The 19,754-nt window shown below is 46.4% G+C and carries 22 protein-coding genes and 1 pseudogene; 10 read left to right on the top strand and 13 right to left on the bottom strand.

Features of this window, described 5'->3' with window-relative positions; genetic code table 11:
* Window positions 1–40: 40 nt before the first annotated feature.
* The gene (locus HB664_RS20680) at window positions 41–3,244 is read right to left on the bottom strand and encodes an Eco57I restriction-modification methylase domain-containing protein (protein WP_219940139.1); all 3,204 of its coding nucleotides are present in this window, start codon (window positions 3,242–3,244) and stop codon (window positions 41–43) included.
* Window positions 3,245–3,610: 366 nt separating this feature from the next.
* Here HB664_RS20680 and HB664_RS20675 point away from each other — a divergent pair, with 366 nt between their 5' ends.
* From HB664_RS20675 to HB664_RS20660, 4 genes are all read left to right on the top strand, one after another.
* Window positions 3,611–4,927 (top strand): ABC-three component system protein, encoded by a 1,317-nt coding sequence (locus tag HB664_RS20675; RefSeq protein WP_219940138.1) that lies wholly within the window; start codon window positions 3,611–3,613, stop codon window positions 4,925–4,927.
* A complete protein-coding gene (locus HB664_RS20670) occupies window positions 4,911–5,210 on the top strand; it encodes a hypothetical protein (RefSeq protein ID WP_219940137.1) in 300 nt (99 codons plus the stop codon). The genes HB664_RS20675 and HB664_RS20670 overlap by 17 nt, the downstream gene beginning before the upstream one ends.
* A gap of 72 nt (window positions 5,211–5,282) precedes the next feature.
* Entirely contained in the window at window positions 5,283–5,615 is a 333-nt protein-coding gene (locus HB664_RS20665) for a hypothetical protein (RefSeq protein ID WP_219940136.1), read from the top strand.
* Entirely contained in the window at window positions 5,599–7,950 is a 2,352-nt protein-coding gene (locus tag HB664_RS20660) for an AAA family ATPase (protein WP_219940135.1), read from the top strand. Before HB664_RS20665 ends, HB664_RS20660 begins: the two co-directional genes overlap by 17 nt.
* A gap of 236 nt (window positions 7,951–8,186) precedes the next feature.
* On the opposite strand, the gene HB664_RS20655 is transcribed toward HB664_RS20660, so the two are convergent.
* From HB664_RS20655 to HB664_RS20615, 12 genes and pseudogenes are all read right to left on the bottom strand, one after another.
* On the bottom strand, window positions 8,187–9,428 hold the full coding sequence (locus tag HB664_RS20655; protein WP_219940134.1) for an integrase: 1,242 nt from the start codon (window positions 9,426–9,428) through the stop codon (window positions 8,187–8,189).
* 361 nt (window positions 9,429–9,789) lie between these two features.
* Window positions 9,790–10,962, bottom strand: a complete 1,173-nt coding sequence (locus tag HB664_RS20650; protein ID WP_032625797.1) for an Arm DNA-binding domain-containing protein — start codon at window positions 10,960–10,962, stop codon at window positions 9,790–9,792.
* Window positions 10,917–11,125 (bottom strand): annotated as a pseudogene (locus HB664_RS22935) (excisionase). The gene HB664_RS20650 and the pseudogene HB664_RS22935 overlap by 46 nt, the downstream one beginning before the upstream one ends.
* Entirely contained in the window at window positions 11,115–11,426 is a 312-nt protein-coding gene (locus HB664_RS20645) for a hypothetical protein (RefSeq protein ID WP_219940133.1), read from the bottom strand. The pseudogene HB664_RS22935 and the gene HB664_RS20645 overlap by 11 nt, the downstream one beginning before the upstream one ends.
* 100 nt (window positions 11,427–11,526) lie before the next feature.
* Window positions 11,527–11,751 carry a hypothetical protein gene (locus HB664_RS22930; RefSeq protein WP_059387148.1) on the bottom strand — a complete coding sequence of 75 codons (225 nt, stop codon included), beginning with the start codon at window positions 11,749–11,751 and terminating at the stop codon, window positions 11,527–11,529.
* The gene (locus HB664_RS22925) at window positions 11,748–11,969 is read right to left on the bottom strand and encodes a hypothetical protein (RefSeq protein ID WP_087449364.1); all 222 of its coding nucleotides are present in this window, start codon (window positions 11,967–11,969) and stop codon (window positions 11,748–11,750) included. The genes HB664_RS22930 and HB664_RS22925 overlap by 4 nt, the downstream gene beginning before the upstream one ends.
* Complete coding sequence (locus tag HB664_RS20640; protein WP_219940132.1) at window positions 11,941–12,153, bottom strand: hypothetical protein; 213 nt, start codon at window positions 12,151–12,153, stop codon at window positions 11,941–11,943. The genes HB664_RS22925 and HB664_RS20640 overlap by 29 nt, the downstream gene beginning before the upstream one ends.
* On the bottom strand, window positions 12,146–12,511 hold the full coding sequence (locus tag HB664_RS20635; protein WP_182014129.1) for a hypothetical protein: 366 nt from the start codon (window positions 12,509–12,511) through the stop codon (window positions 12,146–12,148). Before HB664_RS20635 ends, HB664_RS20640 begins: the two co-directional genes overlap by 8 nt.
* Window positions 12,504–12,725 carry a hypothetical protein gene (locus tag HB664_RS20630; RefSeq protein WP_219940131.1) on the bottom strand — a complete coding sequence of 74 codons (222 nt, stop codon included), beginning with the start codon at window positions 12,723–12,725 and terminating at the stop codon, window positions 12,504–12,506. Before HB664_RS20630 ends, HB664_RS20635 begins: the two co-directional genes overlap by 8 nt.
* Window positions 12,726–12,831: 106 nt before the next feature.
* Window positions 12,832–13,218: a S24 family peptidase gene (locus HB664_RS20625; RefSeq protein ID WP_219940130.1), complete on the bottom strand. Its 387-nt coding sequence runs from the start codon at window positions 13,216–13,218 to the stop codon at window positions 12,832–12,834.
* Window positions 13,219–13,278: 60 nt separating this feature from the next.
* Window positions 13,279–13,584 (bottom strand): hypothetical protein, encoded by a 306-nt coding sequence (locus tag HB664_RS20620; protein WP_063201841.1) that lies wholly within the window; start codon window positions 13,582–13,584, stop codon window positions 13,279–13,281.
* Window positions 13,585–13,748: 164 nt separating this feature from the next.
* Entirely contained in the window at window positions 13,749–14,450 is a 702-nt protein-coding gene (locus HB664_RS20615) for a LexA family transcriptional regulator (RefSeq protein WP_103142036.1), read from the bottom strand.
* Window positions 14,451–14,542: 92 nt separating this feature from the next.
* Between HB664_RS20615 and HB664_RS20610 the strand changes: the two genes are divergently transcribed.
* The 6 genes from HB664_RS20610 to HB664_RS20590 all read left to right on the top strand — a co-directional run bounded on the left by HB664_RS20610 (window position 14,543) and on the right by HB664_RS20590 (window position 19,697).
* Window positions 14,543–14,749 carry a Cro/CI family transcriptional regulator gene (locus tag HB664_RS20610; RefSeq protein ID WP_060569205.1) on the top strand — a complete coding sequence of 69 codons (207 nt, stop codon included), beginning with the start codon at window positions 14,543–14,545 and terminating at the stop codon, window positions 14,747–14,749.
* On the top strand, window positions 14,733–15,029 hold the full coding sequence (locus HB664_RS22920; RefSeq protein ID WP_063201834.1) for a hypothetical protein: 297 nt from the start codon (window positions 14,733–14,735) through the stop codon (window positions 15,027–15,029). The genes HB664_RS20610 and HB664_RS22920 overlap by 17 nt, the downstream gene beginning before the upstream one ends.
* A gap of 426 nt (window positions 15,030–15,455) precedes the next feature.
* A complete protein-coding gene (locus HB664_RS20605; protein ID WP_219940129.1) occupies window positions 15,456–17,072 on the top strand; it encodes a DEAD/DEAH box helicase in 1,617 nt (538 codons plus the stop codon).
* On the top strand, window positions 17,069–18,037 hold the full coding sequence (locus tag HB664_RS20600; protein ID WP_023325720.1) for a toprim domain-containing protein: 969 nt from the start codon (window positions 17,069–17,071) through the stop codon (window positions 18,035–18,037). The genes HB664_RS20605 and HB664_RS20600 overlap by 4 nt, the downstream gene beginning before the upstream one ends.
* Window positions 18,037–18,897: a helix-turn-helix domain-containing protein gene (locus HB664_RS20595; RefSeq protein ID WP_219940128.1), complete on the top strand. Its 861-nt coding sequence runs from the start codon at window positions 18,037–18,039 to the stop codon at window positions 18,895–18,897. The genes HB664_RS20600 and HB664_RS20595 overlap by 1 nt, the downstream gene beginning before the upstream one ends.
* Window positions 18,894–19,697 carry an antitermination protein gene (locus HB664_RS20590; protein WP_165556461.1) on the top strand — a complete coding sequence of 268 codons (804 nt, stop codon included), beginning with the start codon at window positions 18,894–18,896 and terminating at the stop codon, window positions 19,695–19,697. The genes HB664_RS20595 and HB664_RS20590 overlap by 4 nt, the downstream gene beginning before the upstream one ends.
* Window positions 19,698–19,754 lie beyond the last annotated feature (57 nt).

Below are 19,754 nucleotides of genomic sequence, written 5' to 3'. Positions count from 1 at the left end.
TCTTGTACAAATATGGTTATTAATGAATGTGAAATTTAACTTATGCTAAAAATTTATTACTCCAATTTGTAAGTATTTTTTCGGCTAATATTTTTATTTCTCCCACAATAGCTTTGCGGGTATTTCTATCATGTTCGTGGTGAGCTAACATTACTTTTTTTGCCAGAGTAATATGTTGATAGTCATCTTTAATAAACTCAGGTAAATCTAAGTGTTTGAATACGTCAGCAACCTGTATAGAAACATTATGTGCCTCAATCCATTCTTTAACTGTTTGTGAATTCAGAAGTCCGCATAAATAGTAAGCAGTTTCTTTGTCATCAAAAGCTGAAAAATAAACTTTATGATCAGGTATGTAGGGACGAGTACCTATCAAGGGAACATCAGCGCTATCTGCTACAGCTGCATAGAATGATGAAGACATTTCGGGCCAGATTACTTTCCAAGGCTTGAATGTGTACTCACCGACATTATAAACGGCATGAAAAGGTGCACCTTTCATTTGTCTCCGATATGTTGAACGTGCTCGTAGTATTGGTTCAAATGAATCGAACCAAGCTGCAGTTTTTCTCAGTTCATGCCTATTTAAACGTTCTTCTGCTTCGGCATACTCGGCAGTTGATATTCCAGTATTGGGAACAAATGTGAAAAGACGGTCTTTATTATCAAAATCAGGCGCATTGATTTTGAGATAGCACTCTTCAAAATCCCCAGCGCCCTTAATTAGAGGGTAAAGATCTGTAGGCTCTACCCAAGCTTGTTTAACCGGACCTATGTCTTTTTTACCAGCCTCGGGTCGGCTTCGAATTTGAACATGAGTTTCATTCACGTTGAGGATAGGTACGAAGAAAACACCATTAAGATCGGTCGTAATTCCTTTCCTGCCCTTGGTCCATGAGCATTGACGAGATAGAAATTTTATAGCTTCAAATCGGTCTGGAGTTAATATTGCCCATGGTGAGCCAGGTTCATTAACAGGGAAGGCCTCTTTTTCTTCATATTGGATAGTGTCCATGACCTCTTCAAGAGTCTGAGAGGATTTTATAGCCCTTTTGTTACCGATGCCAGGGCCCCAAACCCGGTATGATACGGGATACTCTGGCATATTTTTTGACTTCTCGAATACAGCAATCGTCGTGTGGTTACTGGCATCTTCGAAAGGTTTGAGGTCTTTCATATCATCAACAGATAGAGGTTGAATGTATAAGGAATCTTCGCGTGAAGGCTCGATTTTGAATGTTCTGAAACCTGCTGATGATGGATTTTTAAACAACGTGCCTGTGATGACAAATGCTAAACGCCCACCGGCGTTTAGCCATTTATCTGCGACCGTATAGGTGATCATTGCGGAAATATCGAGCTCATTGCCTCCGTGCATTCGAGTATTCGAGAAAATCCCGTATTGCTCGCAGGTCGGTTTTACACGCTCACGATATAATTCTGGTAACTTTGACCATCTCACCCACGGCGGATTACCGATCACTAAGTCGAAATTACCTGCGGTGGCTGACCAGAAAAAGTTTCTGACAATCCTGAACCATATCCCATTCCAATTCTGGCGATGCAGATTCAAAATCTGATCGTAGGTGTAGCGCAGAGGGGCATCCCATTCTTTGAGCTGATCATCGGAAAAATAATGCCCTTTTCTAAGCTTCTCCATGGATTCATCAAAATCAAGCCCCAGCTCGACATCTTTACCCATGCGATTGAACATGACATCAAGACTGATGCGATCAAGCGCTAGTGCAGCTGGCAAGTGAATATCAAGCCTTGCAAACTGGCTGCCAATACGATACTGAATGATGGCGTCAGATGTTTGGGGTGACGATGCTGGAGAATATATCGCATCAGCCATTAGAACTGGGACTTCTAACTCTTGTCCTGGGCATTGCGACAATAAATCGGCGACTTCAATAAGAAAGTTTACTCTTGCTGTCTGTACAGCCAGTGGATTGAGATCAAAACCCCATACAGTGTCGCAGATAAGTTTCAATGTTTCCCTAGCGCTGAGATTTTTCTCTTTGGCCAATTGACGCTTCTTGCGAATAACAGCCAGCAAAAAAGCCCCTGACCCACACGTTGGATCAAGGACTCTTTTCGTCATAAGACTAGAATCGCTGACTTTATTCAAGGTGAAGTCAACTAACCAATCAGGTGTATAAAACTCACCCAGACTCTGACGCAATTTACCCGGCACTAATCCTTGATACAAATCACGTAATACATCACGTGTTTGAGAGAGCTGGTCAAGACGATAAAGTGATAAGACAGAGAGTAACCGCCTTAAGGTTGGTAGTAATTCAGGGACCGTGTTCAAGCTAGCTACATCGAGGTACCAACTAAAAATAGCCTCCTCAACGAAACCATTTATTCCAGCTTCTTGGAAAAGAGTGGAGCGTTCTATAGCCGAGCCGAGGAATTCAAGCATCTGAGCGTCATTCTTCAACGCAGCCATACTTTGTGCTGGCTGTTCTATTGAGGTAAGCCTATGTGCTGAAATTATCTCTGCTGCCAGCAATTTGATCAGCATCGAGTTGTAGGTATGAAGAACAAAAAGTCGAGCAGAAATTGAATCGGATGGTGATCCAGACCAGGTAAATTTCAGTTCTTTTGTAATGGCTTCAGCTTGCACTATGGATAGGTCAGCAACCTGACCATACAAAGTACGCCATTCTGCAAAAAGCATTTTTACTTTGTTATTTCCGCTGATAGCAAGTTGGTGAGCTAGCCCATCGGAGAGTTGCTGCATGAAAGCTCGCGCATTAGCGGAGCCATGTCCAAAATCTGCGAGCAAGTTTTCTGTGGTAAGCCCTTTACGGGTATCTGATCGAAGAGCATCAACTACCATTTCTACTGAATCAGGAGAAAATGGCATCAAGTGTTGGGTATTGATCTCACCATCAATGACTTGGGCAAAACAAATATGCTCTCCATCAATCGCAATACCGATGAAATCCGACACAGGAATTTTGGTCTCTGCTGCTTTTTTTTCTATATAAGGCAGCAGTCGCTCTTTAGTGGCATTCAAAAACGCAGGACTGTCTTTCCTACCTTTAAAGTATCCAGGTGCTTTGTATTCAATGATGACGTGATTGTAACTAGCATCATTACGATCACGTTCTGCAAAAAGATGTAAACCTGTTGCGTCTTCTAAGGCTTTGTTCCAAGCAAACCGGACTTCTTCTTCTCCCTTCCATGGCTGAAGGCGTTTTTCTTGAATGGTGCTGTAAGCGGATTGCTTCATGTGCTCTGGCCTAGTAACAAAGTAAAAGTATGCAACCGGGCATTATGATCGCTGTACGGCTCTACTTCAAGGATTAGAGCTCACGCTTAGATTGTGTTGATAGGTTTACTTCTTAGGAGGCAAATGTGCTGCTTCAGTGGCATGTAATTGGGTGATGGCCGCTACCGCTGGAAGTTAGTGAAAATTCTGTGTAAGACTTTGATAACCAACAAGCATGTAAATATAAGGGATAGATCAATTTCTGCGTAAATTACAGAAGCATTTTATCTGTCAATAGGTATACACTTAAAAATTGCTATTGGATGGGAAGAATCTCCGTATTGAGAAGAACCCAGTTGATGCGAATCGAAGGTGATAAGGGATCTCATGGCAGTAGCTCCTCAAGTTTTACCACATACAGCTATTTCTACGTGGAGTGGATTTGTCTATCAGGGCAAGTTGGCGTTGTACCATTGTTTGAAGCTGATGTCGTCAGATTATGCCGCTAATCGGGATTTGAAACTGCAGTTAGAAAGCCAAGATGACTTCGCGATTTTTCGTCGCCAGCAATGCCTATCAATGCATCAGGTAAAAGCGTACAAAGACTCCCGCTTTTCTGCCTATAGTGATGGTATCAGCACTCAACGAGATAATGCGAGGCAACGGGGAGTACCACTCGCTTACTTTCATGTGGCACGTGAAGTAACGAATGTTCCGCTAACGTTTGTGGCTGACTATGGGCCAGTGAGATTTTATACTTACCCAATTCCGCCTGACGCAGATGGAAATGTCACACAATCGTTTTGTCCGCTGAATCAGGTAGATATGTTTATACGGGATGAACTTTCCAGTCTGCTTGTGAATGCTGCAATGCAACCTGCTTGGAAGAATTTTATTATTGCGAATATTCAGAATACGCTTGAAGCAATAGTAAATTCGAAGGTCATTATGACCCACAGCAAGATACACGAGTCCACTCGTCATCAGACCGTAATCGCAGCCAGCGAATTCATCGAGTTTTCAGAACTATATGGTGTAATCGAAGCAGATGATTATGCTCCGTTTGAGAATGAGGCATTCTTCCTTAGCCGTCTGCAGATTGATATTGGCACATACTACCAGGAGTTTTGTGAACGCCAAGACGGCCTCTCGCAGGCAGCATGTCAAAAGTTAGATGACTATCTGGCAGCTATTGCTGAGCTGAACGTTGGGGGAATGAAGGCATTCCTGCGAGCAACTATGCCGCATAAAAAGGGACGCTTTAAAACACTTAGTGAATTTAAGGACCAATCACTCGATCGTGATGCAATGCGACTTGGGATGTTTACGATTTTCTGGAAACTAGTTCAGGCTGCACGTAATGATGGTTCTGATGTCGCTTTCTCTTGGCTAAATGACGGGCTTTTCTACTATCCAACAGGTATCCACCATGCTGCAGAGCATCAAGATAGTATCTGTCATGACATCATGCAACAGGCAATTAGTGAAGATGTGGAGTGTTTATTTGAGTGTGGTGCACTTATCACTAGTGCCATAGATAGACCTTCAATTTCTGATGTAATCATAGGCATTGACGCTACTGAGGGAGTGGATACCGCTGAATACGAATTGCTGAGGGAAAACCGCATTGGGAATTATAAGAAGGTGGCTATGATTTCTTTAAACAATGTACCTGAGAGTTTGAAAGATGCAGAACCTGATTGAACAATTGTTAGAATCAGAAGGATTAACGCGTAAGCTCTCCACTGACTTAGCGTTATACGAATACAGTAGTACAGGAAAGACAAATTATTGGTTGGTAATCCATGGCGAACCAATAATCACTCCTGAAACTCAGGCTGGATGGTTAAGCAAATGTAAAAATGCTACTGCCGATCCTGCTCTTGAGAAAAATATTAATTTATTGATTGTCTGGAATACTAATAGCAGCAAAGTGTTAGCCAGCAAACAAGTTCACCATATAGAGGAAGACAGCTATTTTTTTTAAAAGCATGTACTTCCTTACACTACCGAAGAATTAGAAGCGCTTCGTCAACAGATTGAAAGTCATGGTTTTTCAATGGTTTTCCGTGAATCAATTACAACTCCTAGCACCTTTACTGAATATAAATCAAACTATCTAGAAGGCGGCTGGCAAAGCCTATTGTACAGGATTGCAATAAAGCTTCCCTTTATTGCAGTTAATAGTTCGGGTAATTCCGATCTAGCCAGTCTCGAGAGAAATATTCGAGAAAAAATCCAGCGTACAGCTAATCCAGATGTCCTGCTTGCAACAGATTCGGCTATTGATTTTCTAGCAAATCAGATCACATCGCCGGATGTGCTGCCGGAAGATTTATTGACCTACATGAATGCGAAATTGTTGGAGGCAGGCTATGAAAGTGATAGTTAAGCGTCTAGAAGTACGTAATTTTAAAGTTTTTGAAAAGCTTGAGTTAACCCTTGAAAGCGATCATCTCGTCGTTCTTGATGGCCCCAACGGTTTCGGTAAATCATCTTTTTTTGACGCTATGGAGCTCCTGCTGACAGGAAAGATTCGTCGCTATATTGAACTTGAAGAACTGACAGTGGATCGGCGTAGCCTGAAAACAGGCTGCCCTTGGCTATTCAAACAAGCAAAGGTAAATTCCTGGCTTTCCATTCGTGCAGAGATTGTAGTTAATGGTCAGAGCCATTTCCTTGAGCGAGCGGCCAGTAAAGCTGTACTGGACGAGCATAAAGGTGTAACTGATCTAAGGTTACCTCTTTATGAATTAGTAGACTTTAGTGCGGAGCGGGTTGAAGCCATTTCACAAGAAGAAACTTATCTTTCAACCTTACTCGGTGAACATTATCAGCGTGATTTTGAATTATTCCATTATGTTGAGCAGGAAGAAAATACTCGCTTATTAAAACAAAAGGAAAAAGACAGACAGGGTCAGATTGCACACCTTTTCGATATTGGTGATATTCAGGGGAAAATTAATAACATTACACAGGCGTCGATCAAAATAGGAAATTTGTGTAACCCGCAGAAAAAAAATGAACTGAAACAACTTAAAGATAAATGGGATACAGCTAAGCAGCAGCTGTTACCGGCAGGTAGTTCTGTCACATACGAAAGAATTATTGAAGTTACGGATCAGCCATGGGATCGTGAAGTAGTAGAGTTTGGTCTAAAACAATTTGAACAGTGGCTATCCGCAGATGGGGAATTGTTTCGCGTTGGACGTTTTATAGATAATTTTAAGCATTATAAAAATCAACTGTATAATAATGAATTGGTGAATAAACTTCTACCTAAAAAGGAACTGCAACAACGTCTGTTGATGTTTTATCGTCCACTTGAACACATAAATAAATGGGAGGAAGAGGTCGCTTGCTTTGATGCCGCACTTGCGATAAGTGACGCCTTCAAAGACCTAATAAAGGCTATTAGCGAGGATCGCCTGTCAATTACAGCTCCATTGGTACCACTCCTTCCACCCAACATAACAGCAGAGGAGTTTCAGCGACAGGTCGCCGGACTCAAACAACAGTTGACTACCGCAGACAAAGTTCAGGAATGCTACGCGCAACTAATACAGACACGTGAACTCTTGTTGAATGCGTTCAGGGAGCATCAGGCACATTGCGATCCCACAAATATTTGTCCGACATGCGGACATCCTTGGCCGACGGCAACAACGCTTCTCGAAGGAATTGAAAGTCAGAGCAAATCACTTGAAACTTTAGCAGCTCAACAAAATAATCAATTCTCACAAACATTAGTAAGCTTCAGACGCAACTGGCAGGAGCCTATCGAACTGGCTCTGCAGTCCTGTCTAGAGCAAAAGAAAGAGATTGTTGAACGTAAGCGTCAACTCTTAAGCTTAACAGAAGAGCAAACCCAGTGGCTGGAAAATTATTATCAACATCTTCAGACGGCAGGTATCAATATTCAGGAGCTTCTGTCTGAAAATTTCGAGCCTGTAACGCAGCAAGCAACAGACGAACTAGAACGTCAGGTCCGGGAAAGGTTTAAATCCTTTGACGATAGCTGCATTTTTGATGATTACGAGAAGATTTATCGAGAGATTTTTAAAAACGATCCACTGGCCGTTGAACAAGTTACCTCCCAACGTCTTGAATTAAAAAAAGTATATCTGGAGCAACAGTATGCCATTGCGTCTTCTAAATTTATCTTGGAGTGTGAACAGGAGTATAACAAAGCAGATCTGCTGATCAAAAAAGCCATCAGATTTAAAGAGTATCTACGCAAACTCAAAAAAATATATGAAGACGAGAAAAGATTATATCTTGAATCTATCGTCAAAGAAATTGAGATCCTTTTTCATATCTATTCTGGCCGCCTTATGCAAAGTTATCAGCAAGGGCTAGGCATTTTTATAGAAAATGACGGTAATTCAATAGCTTTTAATGAAACACCTGGGCATGGGCATGATGCTGTCTTTTCCATGAGTTCGGGTCAGCTTTCAGCACTGGTGCTGTCATTTACGCTCGCGCTGAACCAGCGATACGCGAAACATACTTTGTTGCTAGTAGACGATCCTGTCCAGACACTGGATGAAATCAATGTGGCAGGATTTGTAGAGTTGCTTCGTACTGAATTTCGGGACCGGCAGATAATCATGTCAACGCATGAAGATCGTATGTCGGCATATTTTCGTTATAAATACAAAAAATTTGGTATGTCGACAGGAAGAATCAACTTCATGGAAGAAGCACGTGCAGGTATGAATGGTTGAGAATTGTAAAAGCCGCCTTCTTAGAAGGCGGTGCTGCTTTAATCTATCCGTTTTTGCTGCAACATTGAAAGTTTACTTTAATATGTGAACTAAAGAGTTTCAATTTTTTAGTGAGTTAACGAATGACATTTAATTAATAGCTTTTTTATGGAACCTTACTTCCAATTGTAGAATATAGTGGGAATTAATATTAAACTTATTCGCCCCATAAATAAGTGCGCATCAGCCGATACTAATCAACCAACAAGCCGCATTCCTTTCATTCCCTCTTCAATTATACGCCCATGGTCTGCAGTCGTAACGAAGTCAGCCCACCACTGCATCATTGGGCGTCGTTGCTCAAGGTAATCGCTGCGGTTGTAAGCACGACGTACCTCATTCTTATCCACATGGGCTAATGCTGCTTCAATGGCATCAGGCAGAAACCCTTCCTCATTGAGGGCCGTACTAGCGATAGAACGTAAACCGTGTGATACGAGAACGCCTCCTAAGCCAGCACGCTTAAGGGCTGCATTCACTGTCTGGCTATTCATTGGCTGTGTAGGCTTAATCCGACTGGGAAAGATAAATTCTCGGCCACCACTGAGTGACTTCATCATTTCCAGAATAGAGAGAGCCTCATTGGATAATGGAACCGTATGGTCCCGGTTCATCTTCATTCGAGCTGCAGGAATTTTCCATTCGCTAGTAACAAAATCGATCTCATCCCATCTAGCCTCAGCAGCTTCGGCAGGACGGGTGATGGTGAGAAGCTGCCACATGAACAGACACCGCGTGGACACACTGATACTTGCTGTACGCATTGTTTGCATTAACTGTGGAAGTTGATCCGGGCGGATACTCGGCATATTTTTCTTCTGCGGTTTCTCGAATGCTTTCCCGATGTTTACGCTGGGAACCGCATCAATCAGGCCCGTGTACTGCGCATAAATCATGACTTCATTAATTCGCTGACAAAGGCGTCGAACTATCTCTAATGCCCCTCTGGCCTGAACCGGCTGCATTGCTTTAACCAGAGTATGAGCCTTAATCTCAGTGACACTGATATCACCGATTGCTGGGAAAACATCTCTCTCAAGCGAACGCCAGATGTCGTCGGCATAGTCCTCTGTTACGCTGGCTTTCTTCACATTCCACCAACGCTCAGCAACTAACAGGAAATTGTTGGTTTTGGCCTCTTGAGAATTTCTCATCTGTTCTTTCTGATGTTCCTGAGGATCAATGTCTTTCGCCAACAAAACTCGAGATTCAGCTCTGAGTTTACGCGCATCAGAAAGTGAGACTGCAGGGTAGGCACCGAAGCTCTGTTTGGTTCGCTGTTTGGTTAGAGGCCGATAGTAACGGAACTGCCAGAGCTTACTACCGCTGGACTTTATTAACAGGGTCAGCCCATCACCATCATACAGCTGGTAATCGGTATCTTTAGGTTTGGCGGCTTTGATTTCCGTATCAGTTAACGGCTTGGTTTTTCTTGCCATGGGGAGTCTCCATGCGTTTAGGCCCAACGAAAACAATAGAGCTTTTCGTTGGGCCTATCAATGGGCCTAAAAGGTTCGGATTTAATTAGTTTTCTTCGGACTTCGCGGGACAAATTGCAGGCACAAAAAAGCCCGCAGGGCTTGCGCCGTGCGGGCTCTTAGGACTTCATCGGATGACTCTGGTAATCACCGGTGGAGAATTTTGGTGGAGCTGGCGGGAGTTGAACTCGCGTCCGAGAAGTGTTTAACTCATTGAAAATAAACAATTCTGTCACTGTGACAGGCCTCAAGTGCATTTTACGTGCATATCGAGGTCTGTCTAACGTCCTGATTCTGTCCAACATTTTGAAATATTTCCCCGCTACAGCGCGGCTGAAATCGCGGTTTTACCGTCATATTCAGCCAGGTATTTACCGTAGTTGCGGAATATCATTTCCGGCCCTTTGTGGCCCATTTGTCCTGCAAGCCAGAAGAGGTTAACGCCCTGGCTAATATGCTTGGTGGCGAATGTGTGCCGCGTCTGGTACGGGTTACGATAGCGCACGCCAGCTTTTTTCAGGGTCGGCACCCATGCTTTTTTACGGATAGCGTCGGCGTTCGCCCAGGGTTCTCCCGTTTTCGGGTCGCTGAATATGAACTCGCTTTTCATAAAGGTGTATTGCTTCTGCGCCTGCAGGGCTGCCAGCGCCTCACTGTTCAGCTCCACCTTACGGGTACCGGCTTTTGTCTTGGTGCCTTTAAGTACCCCTACGACACTGGCCGCCTGAACGTGGGCTGTGTTCGCGATGGTGTCGAGATCAGGCCAGCGCAGCGCGCACAGTTCTGAGCTCCGCAGACCGGTATTGAAAGCAAAGCGGAACAGGTTTTCCCATTCCGGGTACCTGCAGCTCTGGTAAATGGCGAGGGTCTCCGCTGGCGTGAACGGGTCAACCTCGTAATCGTCGGCGCTCGGGCTGCTGTCGATCACGTGGTACCGGCTGGCGCTGACGAGGGTTACCGGGTTAATGGTCAGCAGGCCATCCGTAACAGCTTCATCGATGGCGCTGCGCAGAAACGAAAGGTTATTCCTGGTCGTTTTCAGCTTTGTTTTCCGGCTGGCTATCCAGTTTTTAAGGACCGCTGGCGTCAGTTCTGACACGTGGAGTTTATGCAGAGCTGACAGCGCCGACAGGCATTTTTCATAACCGTTGATAGTCGACGGGGACAGGTTGCGGTTCTGGCAGATTTTCAGGTACTCGTCCAGGTAGGACTTTATGTTTTTGGTTTTCTTCACCACCCCGAACAGCTCCAGCTTTTTGGAGTTGGGGAAATATTTCGCATATTCAAAGGTGCCACTGACGATCTGGTTTTGTATCTCCCCGAGCAGGCGCTCGGCGTACTTCACACCGCGCGCGTTTGCTTCCATTTTGGAGAGGGGCTCCCGGCACAGAACCCCTTTGTATGTGAAAGTGATAACCAGAGTGTCGCCAGTTTTATGCTGGCGGATGGTTACTCCTCTTGGGAGAGATAATGATCCTTGTTCTTTCTTGCCCACTTTGAAACCTCCGTTAAGTCAATCCAGCGTTCTTTAACGCCATCGACTTTTAATACATGTACTCCCTCCTTCCATAACCCCTTTGTATCCGTTTGTTAACGGCTTCTACCGTTTCCCCCGCGTCCCTGCAGTACGTAGAAAGGGGTACACAGTCAAGACTCATGGCTGACCTCCCGTCCGAAAGCCTGGGCATTTTCCAGTTCATTAGCGGCATAAATCAGGGCGTTGTGATGAGCGCGAAAACCACCATCGAGTTCGTGAGCAGCTCTGTCGCGCAAGATGTCGATCGCAGCCTGATAGTCATTCTGGCAATCGGCCGACTTTTCGGCCGAACTAGCCGGCAGCTCCCCCAGCACCATCAACATGTTTTCCGGGTCGATGGGAATTGTGGCGAGCCCCAGTTCTTTGGCCTCCACCGCTAAACGGGTCAAGCGTGCAATAATTTCAGTGGTACCTTTTTTCATGGCATACCTCAGAAACCTATCAAAAATTTATACTCAATCAGCGCGCCGAAAACGACGGCCACCAGCAACAGGCCAAACAGCATAGAGAGGAGGAAATACTTCATCGTGACGCCTCCCGAAAAACAGCTCTGTATGCACGCAGCATGTCCCGAGATTTGCCGGATAAAACAGTCCTCATGAAGAACATCCCGCTACGGGTTGCTACGATGCCGGGTGTGTGTAGCAGCGTGACATCTACCACTCTGTTATGTTTTCGGAACTCAAACAGAGTGCTTGTGATAACGATGCTCGCCACGGCGCCATAGTCCTGATGTTGAATTTTCATTTTCTGTCCTTCAATTTGCTGTATCGTTCATGGCTCATCACTTCCCAGTTCTGGCCGCCGTCTCGGGACAGCAGCCGCCAGCGGCGATTAACCCTCAGGCTCAGGTTTCCGGAGCCGTGTATACGGCAGGGATGAATCCGCCTGGCTCTGAACTGGCGGAGGACATGGACCGCTTGGAGGTGCACCCACTCAGGAATTCGTATCGCTGTCAGGGCCATTGTCCTTCTCTCCTGCTGGTGGGGTGATCGTGTAACCGGCTTGTTCAGCCATCCATAAAAAAGTCTCCAGCGATGCTGTAACCTCGCCGTTATGAACCGGGCGCGCGTGGATAACTTTCCCGTTCTCGATTGTCAGCACGATATTTACTGGTTCGTGCGTGATAATTGGTGTCTGGTCACTCATGGTTTGTCTCCGCTGTGACTGTCTTTTGTTTCTTGGCAAACTCGACCAGCTCAGAAATAAGATCGTCGATTAATGCCTTTCCGCTTTCTGTCAGGAACTCACCGCTGCCATTCACATCTACGGCGTTGCTGTAAATTCCTCTGATGGCTTTTACGCCGTCAATATTCCCGTATTCACTGAGAGCCAGCTTTTCGAATCGTCTCAACAGACCATCAAGCAGTATTTCTGTTAATTCGACTGTGTTTATTCCCCCCTTAGGCATATTAATAATGATGCAGGTGCTTCCGGTTTTACGCTGATGGCGTAATAACGAGGCTTTAAGTATTCGGCGTCGATATGTTTCTATTAATTTATCCATTGCGCTGTTCTTCCTCCAAACTCATAACTATTTCTTCCTCCTTTTCGGTCCATCCGTGAATCTCAGCGGCCAGGTCATAAACCAGAGCGCATAGAGTTTTAAGTTGAAATCGGTCGAGCTTGTCGTGATATTCATATAATGTTTGCGACAAACCAGATAACTGTTCTGCTTTGATATTCACGCCCTGAATATCCTGCCTTTTTAAAACGCTCATAATTACCGTCCATATGCTTTTTTAAGGTAAAGTCGAGCGATTACCTCGTAACCGCAGGCCGCATAAAGGCATGCTGATCTATATGCCGTTTTATCTTTGATGAAAGTCATACGAAGCGCCTCACAGCTAAAGATGCGACTACTCTTCCGTGAATACGTATGTCTTTTTGCTCACCGGCATTAAGCGTGTAAGTTTGGTAATGGAGATTGTCAGAAATAATCTTTAGTGTCCCGTCCGACAAGGGTTCTATTCGCTTGATGAACAGGCAGTTACGGCCAAAAACATCGCCCGTAAAAACATAAATTCCGGGGGTAAGAACGCGGCCTCCACAATCAACGAAAGCTACAATCTCACAGGGTTCGATAGTCGGCTGCATTGAATCACCTTCCATCCTGCAGCTCTTAACTCTGTTTCCAAAATCATTAATATTGTCTGAGCCGAAAAGCATTTGTGGTGTTTTAATTGGCTCGTTGAAAGAAAGTGAATTTTGCATTTTCATTTCCTCAGGGTGAGTTTGGCCACGCCAGTTAAGGCGTTATATTTATTTCTATATTTATTTAATCAATGATCTAGCGGAAAACATATTTTTAATATCAGGATGCTCATCAATGATTTTTTTAGCTTCATCACAGGCATCATCATAGCTTTTGAAAAAATCAACTAATACGAAATAGTTTTCATATCTTTGGTAAATCGCAAATTCTATCCCATCGATAAGATTGGTGATAAATTCGTAATTAGCATCGCCCTGATAGGGTTGCGCTGTTTTTAAATATACCCAATGGCTTCTGCTTTCTTTGATTTTTTTATGAATATCAAAGTGCCTATTACCCGTTACCACTTGTGGATCTCTTTTCATTTCTCTGGCTCCGTCACTTGCCGATGAAATGAATAATACTAGATGTTTTAGTATCTGCAATACTAAAAGTATAGTTTTGTGGCGAGGATGTGCTTACTTATTGAAATGTAAAGAAATAAAAAAAACCTGTCAGGAGGACAGGTTTTGTACTGTTAGTAGCTTAATCAGAGCCACATCATAGCTTGAACAACGACACCTATGATCCTGCAATTGCCGTTGATTGGAATGAGAGGATATTGAGGATTCAATGGCTTGAGATAGGTTTTCCCGGCGTCAATTACCAGTTTTTTAAAGGTCGCTTCGTTTGCGTCGGTAAGCTTGGCAACTACTAAACTCCCATTGATTGGTTCTTTACCTGTATCGACTAAAACGTACATACCTTCAGGAATGCTCATACCGACAGGAGAAGTCATTGAGTCACCCTGGACTTTCAACCAGAATCCTTGACCTTCAATGTGTGCATCGGAATCGTACCATTCATCAATGTCTTTGAGTGTGTACGGTTCTATAGCCTCACACCATGCCCCTGCACTTACCCAGCTAATGAGCGGGTATGTCCCACGTGGTTTGGCCGGGCCATGATAAGTAACGTTTGATACCTGAGATAACAGCTCAGCTTCTTTAGCAAGAGCTGGGCTGAAACTCGAAATCGGCTCATGAAGCAGTTTCGCAAACTTAGCTGCAACTGGAAGATTCAGTGGGTTTCTACCGTTCAGGTAATGACCGACAGCTCCCTGAGAAATGTCCAGTTCGTCGGCCATATCAGCTTGGGTGATGCCCAATTCTTTTTTCTTCGAGTCATACAAGGCCTTAAGGCGCGCTGCGTCTTGAAGCTGTTCTGTCGTCAATCTGCTTTTCTTTTCCATAGCCTGATTTAATACCAAAAGTTTGATTATGTCTCCTACCTATAGTACCCTTCATTTTAATACTTTTAGTAGTATTTAATCGTAGAGGACGTATGAACCAGATTACTCTTAAGGAATACGTGAAAGAGCACGGCCAGGTAAGAGCTGGCGCAGCGCTCGGAGTAACGCAAATTGCCATAAGCAAAGCATTAAGAGCCGGTCGGGAAATCTTTGTTGTGATTTCTGAGGAAGGGACTGTTTCAGCTTTTGAAAACAAAGCATTCCCATCTAAGCGGCGAAGCGATGAAACCAGAGCCTGAGTTACTCAGCATCTTACCTTCCGATTTTAGTCATGCGGATGCCGAGTGGATTAAGCAGCAGTTACTTAGCCTGACACCAACTGCACGACAAAAAGCTATCCAGCGTTATGCAGCTGTGTATCAGGAGACGTTCGAGGCCGAACCCGTTTCATACCGCAAGGAGAACCGGGCAAGGCATGAAGCAAACACAAGGCTTCGCCTGTTTGTGAGAAATCAGGGCAGAGCTTTACAGGGGTATACCGCCGAACCTCCCCTGGCTGGAACGCAATCGCGATCCTGATTGTTTCGGGTTTAAAGGTACCCGAACAGAAGCAGGCTTAAAGGTGCCTGTTCAGGTTGGCAACCAACTGACCCAACTCCTCATATGTACTAGGGAAGTAGTACGTTTTTATGGGGAAGAGGGAAAGGGGGTAAGGGGGATTGGGTGTAGGGGCAGGAATAGGGTCTTTTCCAACAGGAGAGATCTATTGGTTAAGTAGATCACTGTCTTAAGGGCGCAATTTAAAAAAACGCCTGTATCAGCAAGGTAGTACAAAGCGCTCAGGCGCTGAGAAACGAAAAGGGTTCTTCCTGGAAGAGTGATTTTTCAGAGGAGCTGAATCAGAAGGGAGGCTGGCAGCCTTTGGGGAGGCCACCAGCCATGTGAGGGGGAATCCATGAAAACCACATCACAAAATGATTATCTCATCAGCACGGGGGCAGCACAATGGAGCTGACGATCACGCCGAATTTTGCACAGGAACGAGCGCTAAACATGTTGCGCCGTGACTGGAAGGCAAACGACACCTTCATGGTGTACTCGCCAACTGGTAGCGGTAAAACGGGTTTGGCCGCCTTCATCGTTGCCGGGTTTGTCAGCCGTGGTATGCGCGTCCTGTTCTGTGCACCGTACACCATCCTGATCGGTCAGACGGCTAATCGGTTCGTGGAGTATGGATTACCGGGCGATGAAATCGGTTATATCTGGGCGGATCACCCGAACTACAATCCGGACCGGAAAATTCAAATTGCCAGCGCCGACACGCTTATTCGTCGTGTTTTTCCTGAAAATATTGATCTGCTGATTATCGACGAAGCGCACCTGCGCAAAAAACGCATCCTGAAGGATATCGAACGTCTGCGTGGCAAAGGCGTAAAGGTGATTGGTCTGTCGGGTACTCCGTTTTCCCCGTTCCTGGGCAAATACTATGACCGACTGATTAAGCCGACCACCATCGGCGAGTTAATCCAGCGTGGCGATCTGAGTAATTACGAATTTTACGCGCCAACTAAGCCGGATCTGAAAGGCGTTAAAACCAAAGCATCGCTTGAGTACGGCAGCGATTACAACGAAACGCAGCTGGCTGAAATCATGTGCGGCTCTACGCTGGTGGGCGACATCGTACAGAACTGGCTGGAGAATGGCCGGGATCTGCCTACCATCGCTTTCTGTGTCAACGTAGCCCACGCCAATTACCTGACAATCCAGTTTAACCTGGCGGGTGTTAACGCTGAGGTCATGACCGCCGACACTCCAGTGGATGAGCGCCAGACCATCATTCACCGCTTTGAAACTGGTGCAACGAAAATCATCGTTAGTGTGGGCGTTCTGGTGGCCGGCTTCGATAGTGACGTTCGTTGCATCATCTACGCCAGGCCAACAAAAAGCGAAATTCGCTGGCTGCAGGCGCTAGGGCGTGGCCTGCGCACCGCACCGGGTAAAGAGTCCTGCCTCATCTTCGATCACAGCGGCACCGTGCACCGTCTGGGTTATCCGGATTCAATCGAGTACGACGATCTTCCCGGTAAGTCTGACGGGATGGAGGAAAGCGCGCGCCGAGCAGCTGAGGAACGGGCCGAAAAACTGCCACACGAATGCTCTCAATGCCATTACATGAAGCCAGCTGGCGTCTATGTATGCCCGAAATGTGGGCATAAGCCGCTGGGCGGTGAGGACGTCGATACCGACACAGGCCGCAAACTCAAAAAGCTGGGTAAAAACCAGCATCAGCCCACGAAGGCAGAGAAACAGGCCTGGTGGAGTCAGATCAAATTCTATCAGCGCCAGCGCGTATCGCAGGGGAAAAAGCCCGTCAGCGATGGCTGGTGCGCAAACACCTTTCGAGAACGGTTTGACGAGTGGCCTAACGGGTTAAGCGATTTCCCGATGGAGATCACGCCGACCGTCTCTAATTTCATCCGGCACAAATTGATTGCGTATGCGAAAGGGCAGGAGAAGGCCAAGCGTCTGCAGGAGGCATCAGGCACGGCAGCCCCATCCTCAGTACAACATGCACAGAAAGCGATTAGCGATATCAAACTGCAGTTAGGAAAACGAGCATGAAGACGGCAGAAGCAGCAAAAGGCCAATGGGCCATGATTTTCGAACATTACGGACTGCCGCCGATCACCGGTAAACACCATTTCAGAGGCAAATGTCCGCTTTGTGATTCGATTGGTAAATTCCGCATCGATGACCGCGACGGCGCGGGAACCTGGATTTGCACCTGCGGCTACGGTACGGGATTGGACTTGGTTACCAAAACCCAGGGCAAACCATTTAACGAGGTTTGCCGCGAAATTGATGAGCTGATCGGCAATACGTTCAGGCGTGACAAAGTGCCTGAAGCCAGTGACGCTTCTAAACTGCGGAAAAAGGTACTCAACAATTTTGCAAAAATGGCTCCTTTGCGCGGTACATCCGGCGCCGATTACCTTAATTCTCGCGGTATTTTTAAGCTTCCAGCCGAGGCGGTACGGTTAAACCCAAAGCAACGGCATAACGGCCGTGTCTACCAGTCGATCTATTCACTGGCAACGGACGATAAAGGGGAACTGTGTTACCTCCACCAGACGTTACTCGATGGCGCAAAAAAGGCTGATATCGGGGCCAGCGCAAAGCGACAGAAATCACTACAGGAAGATAACTATCTCGATCATGCCCGGTCAGTTGCGATCCGTATGTTCCCGGTCGCCAGCACCCTGGGCATTGCCGAAGGCATCGAAACGGCCCTATCTGCGCACCAGATTTATAACGTGAATACCTGGGCGACTATGACGGCAAATTTCATGAAGAAATTCCGCGTTCCTGCTGGTGTTAAGCACCTGATTATTTTTGCCGACCGCGACGAGAACAGCGCTACCGGGCTGGCGGCTGCGTATGAATGCGCTCATGCCAATCTGCTGGCAAAGAATGACCTGCAGCGCGTGAGCGTGTACTGGCCGGATCACGATGATTTCAACAATATGCTCATGAACGGTGATCAGGTTCGTGAGCTGGTTTTCCACAAGAAAAAGGCGGCTGCGTAATGCGTACTGATAACAACGAACATAAAGCACTATTCACCATCCCGACGGCAGCGCACAGCTCCGCCCTCGCAAACATCAAGCCTCTGCCCGAGCAACGGAGAATCACCGGGCATAAGCAAACTGACGCTTATCTTTGGGTGCTGGAGGTGATCCGTCTGAACGAACCCGCACTTCTGGACGCAGCCGAAGCCGCGCTGGAGAAAATTGAAATCTCCCCAAAAGAGGCCGAGGAACGTTACGCGCGTTATTTGCTGGCGAATGGTGGCGATCCTTTCCAGGTTGCTTTCGGTACCATCGGCATGGATAACCCGGCCCGTAGCATTCAGATCGCCCGCGAGAACATTAAAAAGGCGGCTGATGTACGCGCCATTTTTGGCAGTTACGAAGCTGCTATGGATGATGTGGAGGCTGAGCGCGTGATCAAGTCTTCCCCGAAATTTATCAACGATTACCGTTGGGGCTGGACTCAGGCCGAGAAGAAAGCTGGCAGCATTAACGGCGGACGTATTAACGAAATTGACGATCAGCGCCGGGCATTTGTCGATGGTTATCGTGATGTTTTGCCAGAGCCACACACGCTTTCGGATGTCGTGCGTGAACTGATTTATTGGGATTGGCTTTACTGGGTTCGCAACACTGCCGGGAACGAGCTCGAACACGAATACGGTTACTCCGGACACCACGAATCAGTACATGACCGCGAGCGCTACCTTGAAAAATTGCTCGTAACCATCAAACCAGTTACACGAGCTGAGGCCGTGGAAGTCTGCCGCTGGTTCATGAAAAGCGAAAAATCTGAATACATGGACGACGACGGCGCGGCGGTTATTCTTAACCTGGTAGGGGAGTGTGAAGAATGAAACTGGAGGCATCACTAAAACATTTTAGCCCTCAGGGAATGCACATCAGCGACGACGTGAAAGGAACCTCTCCGGATCGTATCACCGGCACTGATGTTATGGCGGCCATTGGTACCACCAGCAGCCGAGCGCGGTTTGGTCTGGCTGCCTTCTTTGGTAAGACCGGGATCAGCAAAAGCGATGAGCAGCTGGCAGTACAGGCTCTGGCGCGTCATGCAATGGAATCAGCGCCCAGGAATGTACGTAAAGCAGCAGCAGGCGAATTTGGCTGGTGTATGCTGACGCTGGCACAATTCGCCTTTGCTGAATACTCCCGTTCAGCGGAAACCAGCGTGACGTGTCACAGCTGCAGCGGCAGCGGATTAACCTCTCAGTATGAGGATGTGATCAAACATCCTGGAGTCTTCAACTCTGACGGAATGGAAATCGTACCGCCGAAAATCAAGCACGAACTGGTCAAGCGTAAATGCGCGGCGTGTAACGGTAAAGGTGAGCTGCTGGCCCGATGCCGTTGCGGCGGCAAAGGTGAGGTGCTCGACCGCAAAGCCACAAGCGAGCGCGGCGCGCCGGTGTTCAAAACCTGCGAGCGCTGCAGCGGAAATGGATTTTCTGGGGTACCGTCTACTGCAGCCTATAAAGCGATACTGAAGCGAGTTCCAGATCTGCACGTCAGAACGTGGACCCGTAACTGGAAACCGTTTCTGGAGGGGCTTGTCGACGTCTGCTACAGAGAAGAACAAAAAGCAGACTCGGCGTTTCAGGACGCAACTAGCTTTCGTGATGATATGAACAAAATTTAGCATATTAGCCACTTTAAGCTTGATTTTGTCCGAACTTGTCGTGTATGCTTCAAATCG

Origin of the sequence: Enterobacter sp. DNB-S2, assembly GCF_019443845.1 — a bacterium.
Taxonomy (GTDB): domain Bacteria; phylum Pseudomonadota; class Gammaproteobacteria; order Enterobacterales; family Enterobacteriaceae; genus Enterobacter; species Enterobacter asburiae_B.
The sequence above is the reverse complement of the archived record's forward strand: the minus strand, read 5'-3'. Positions and strand labels throughout refer to the sequence as shown.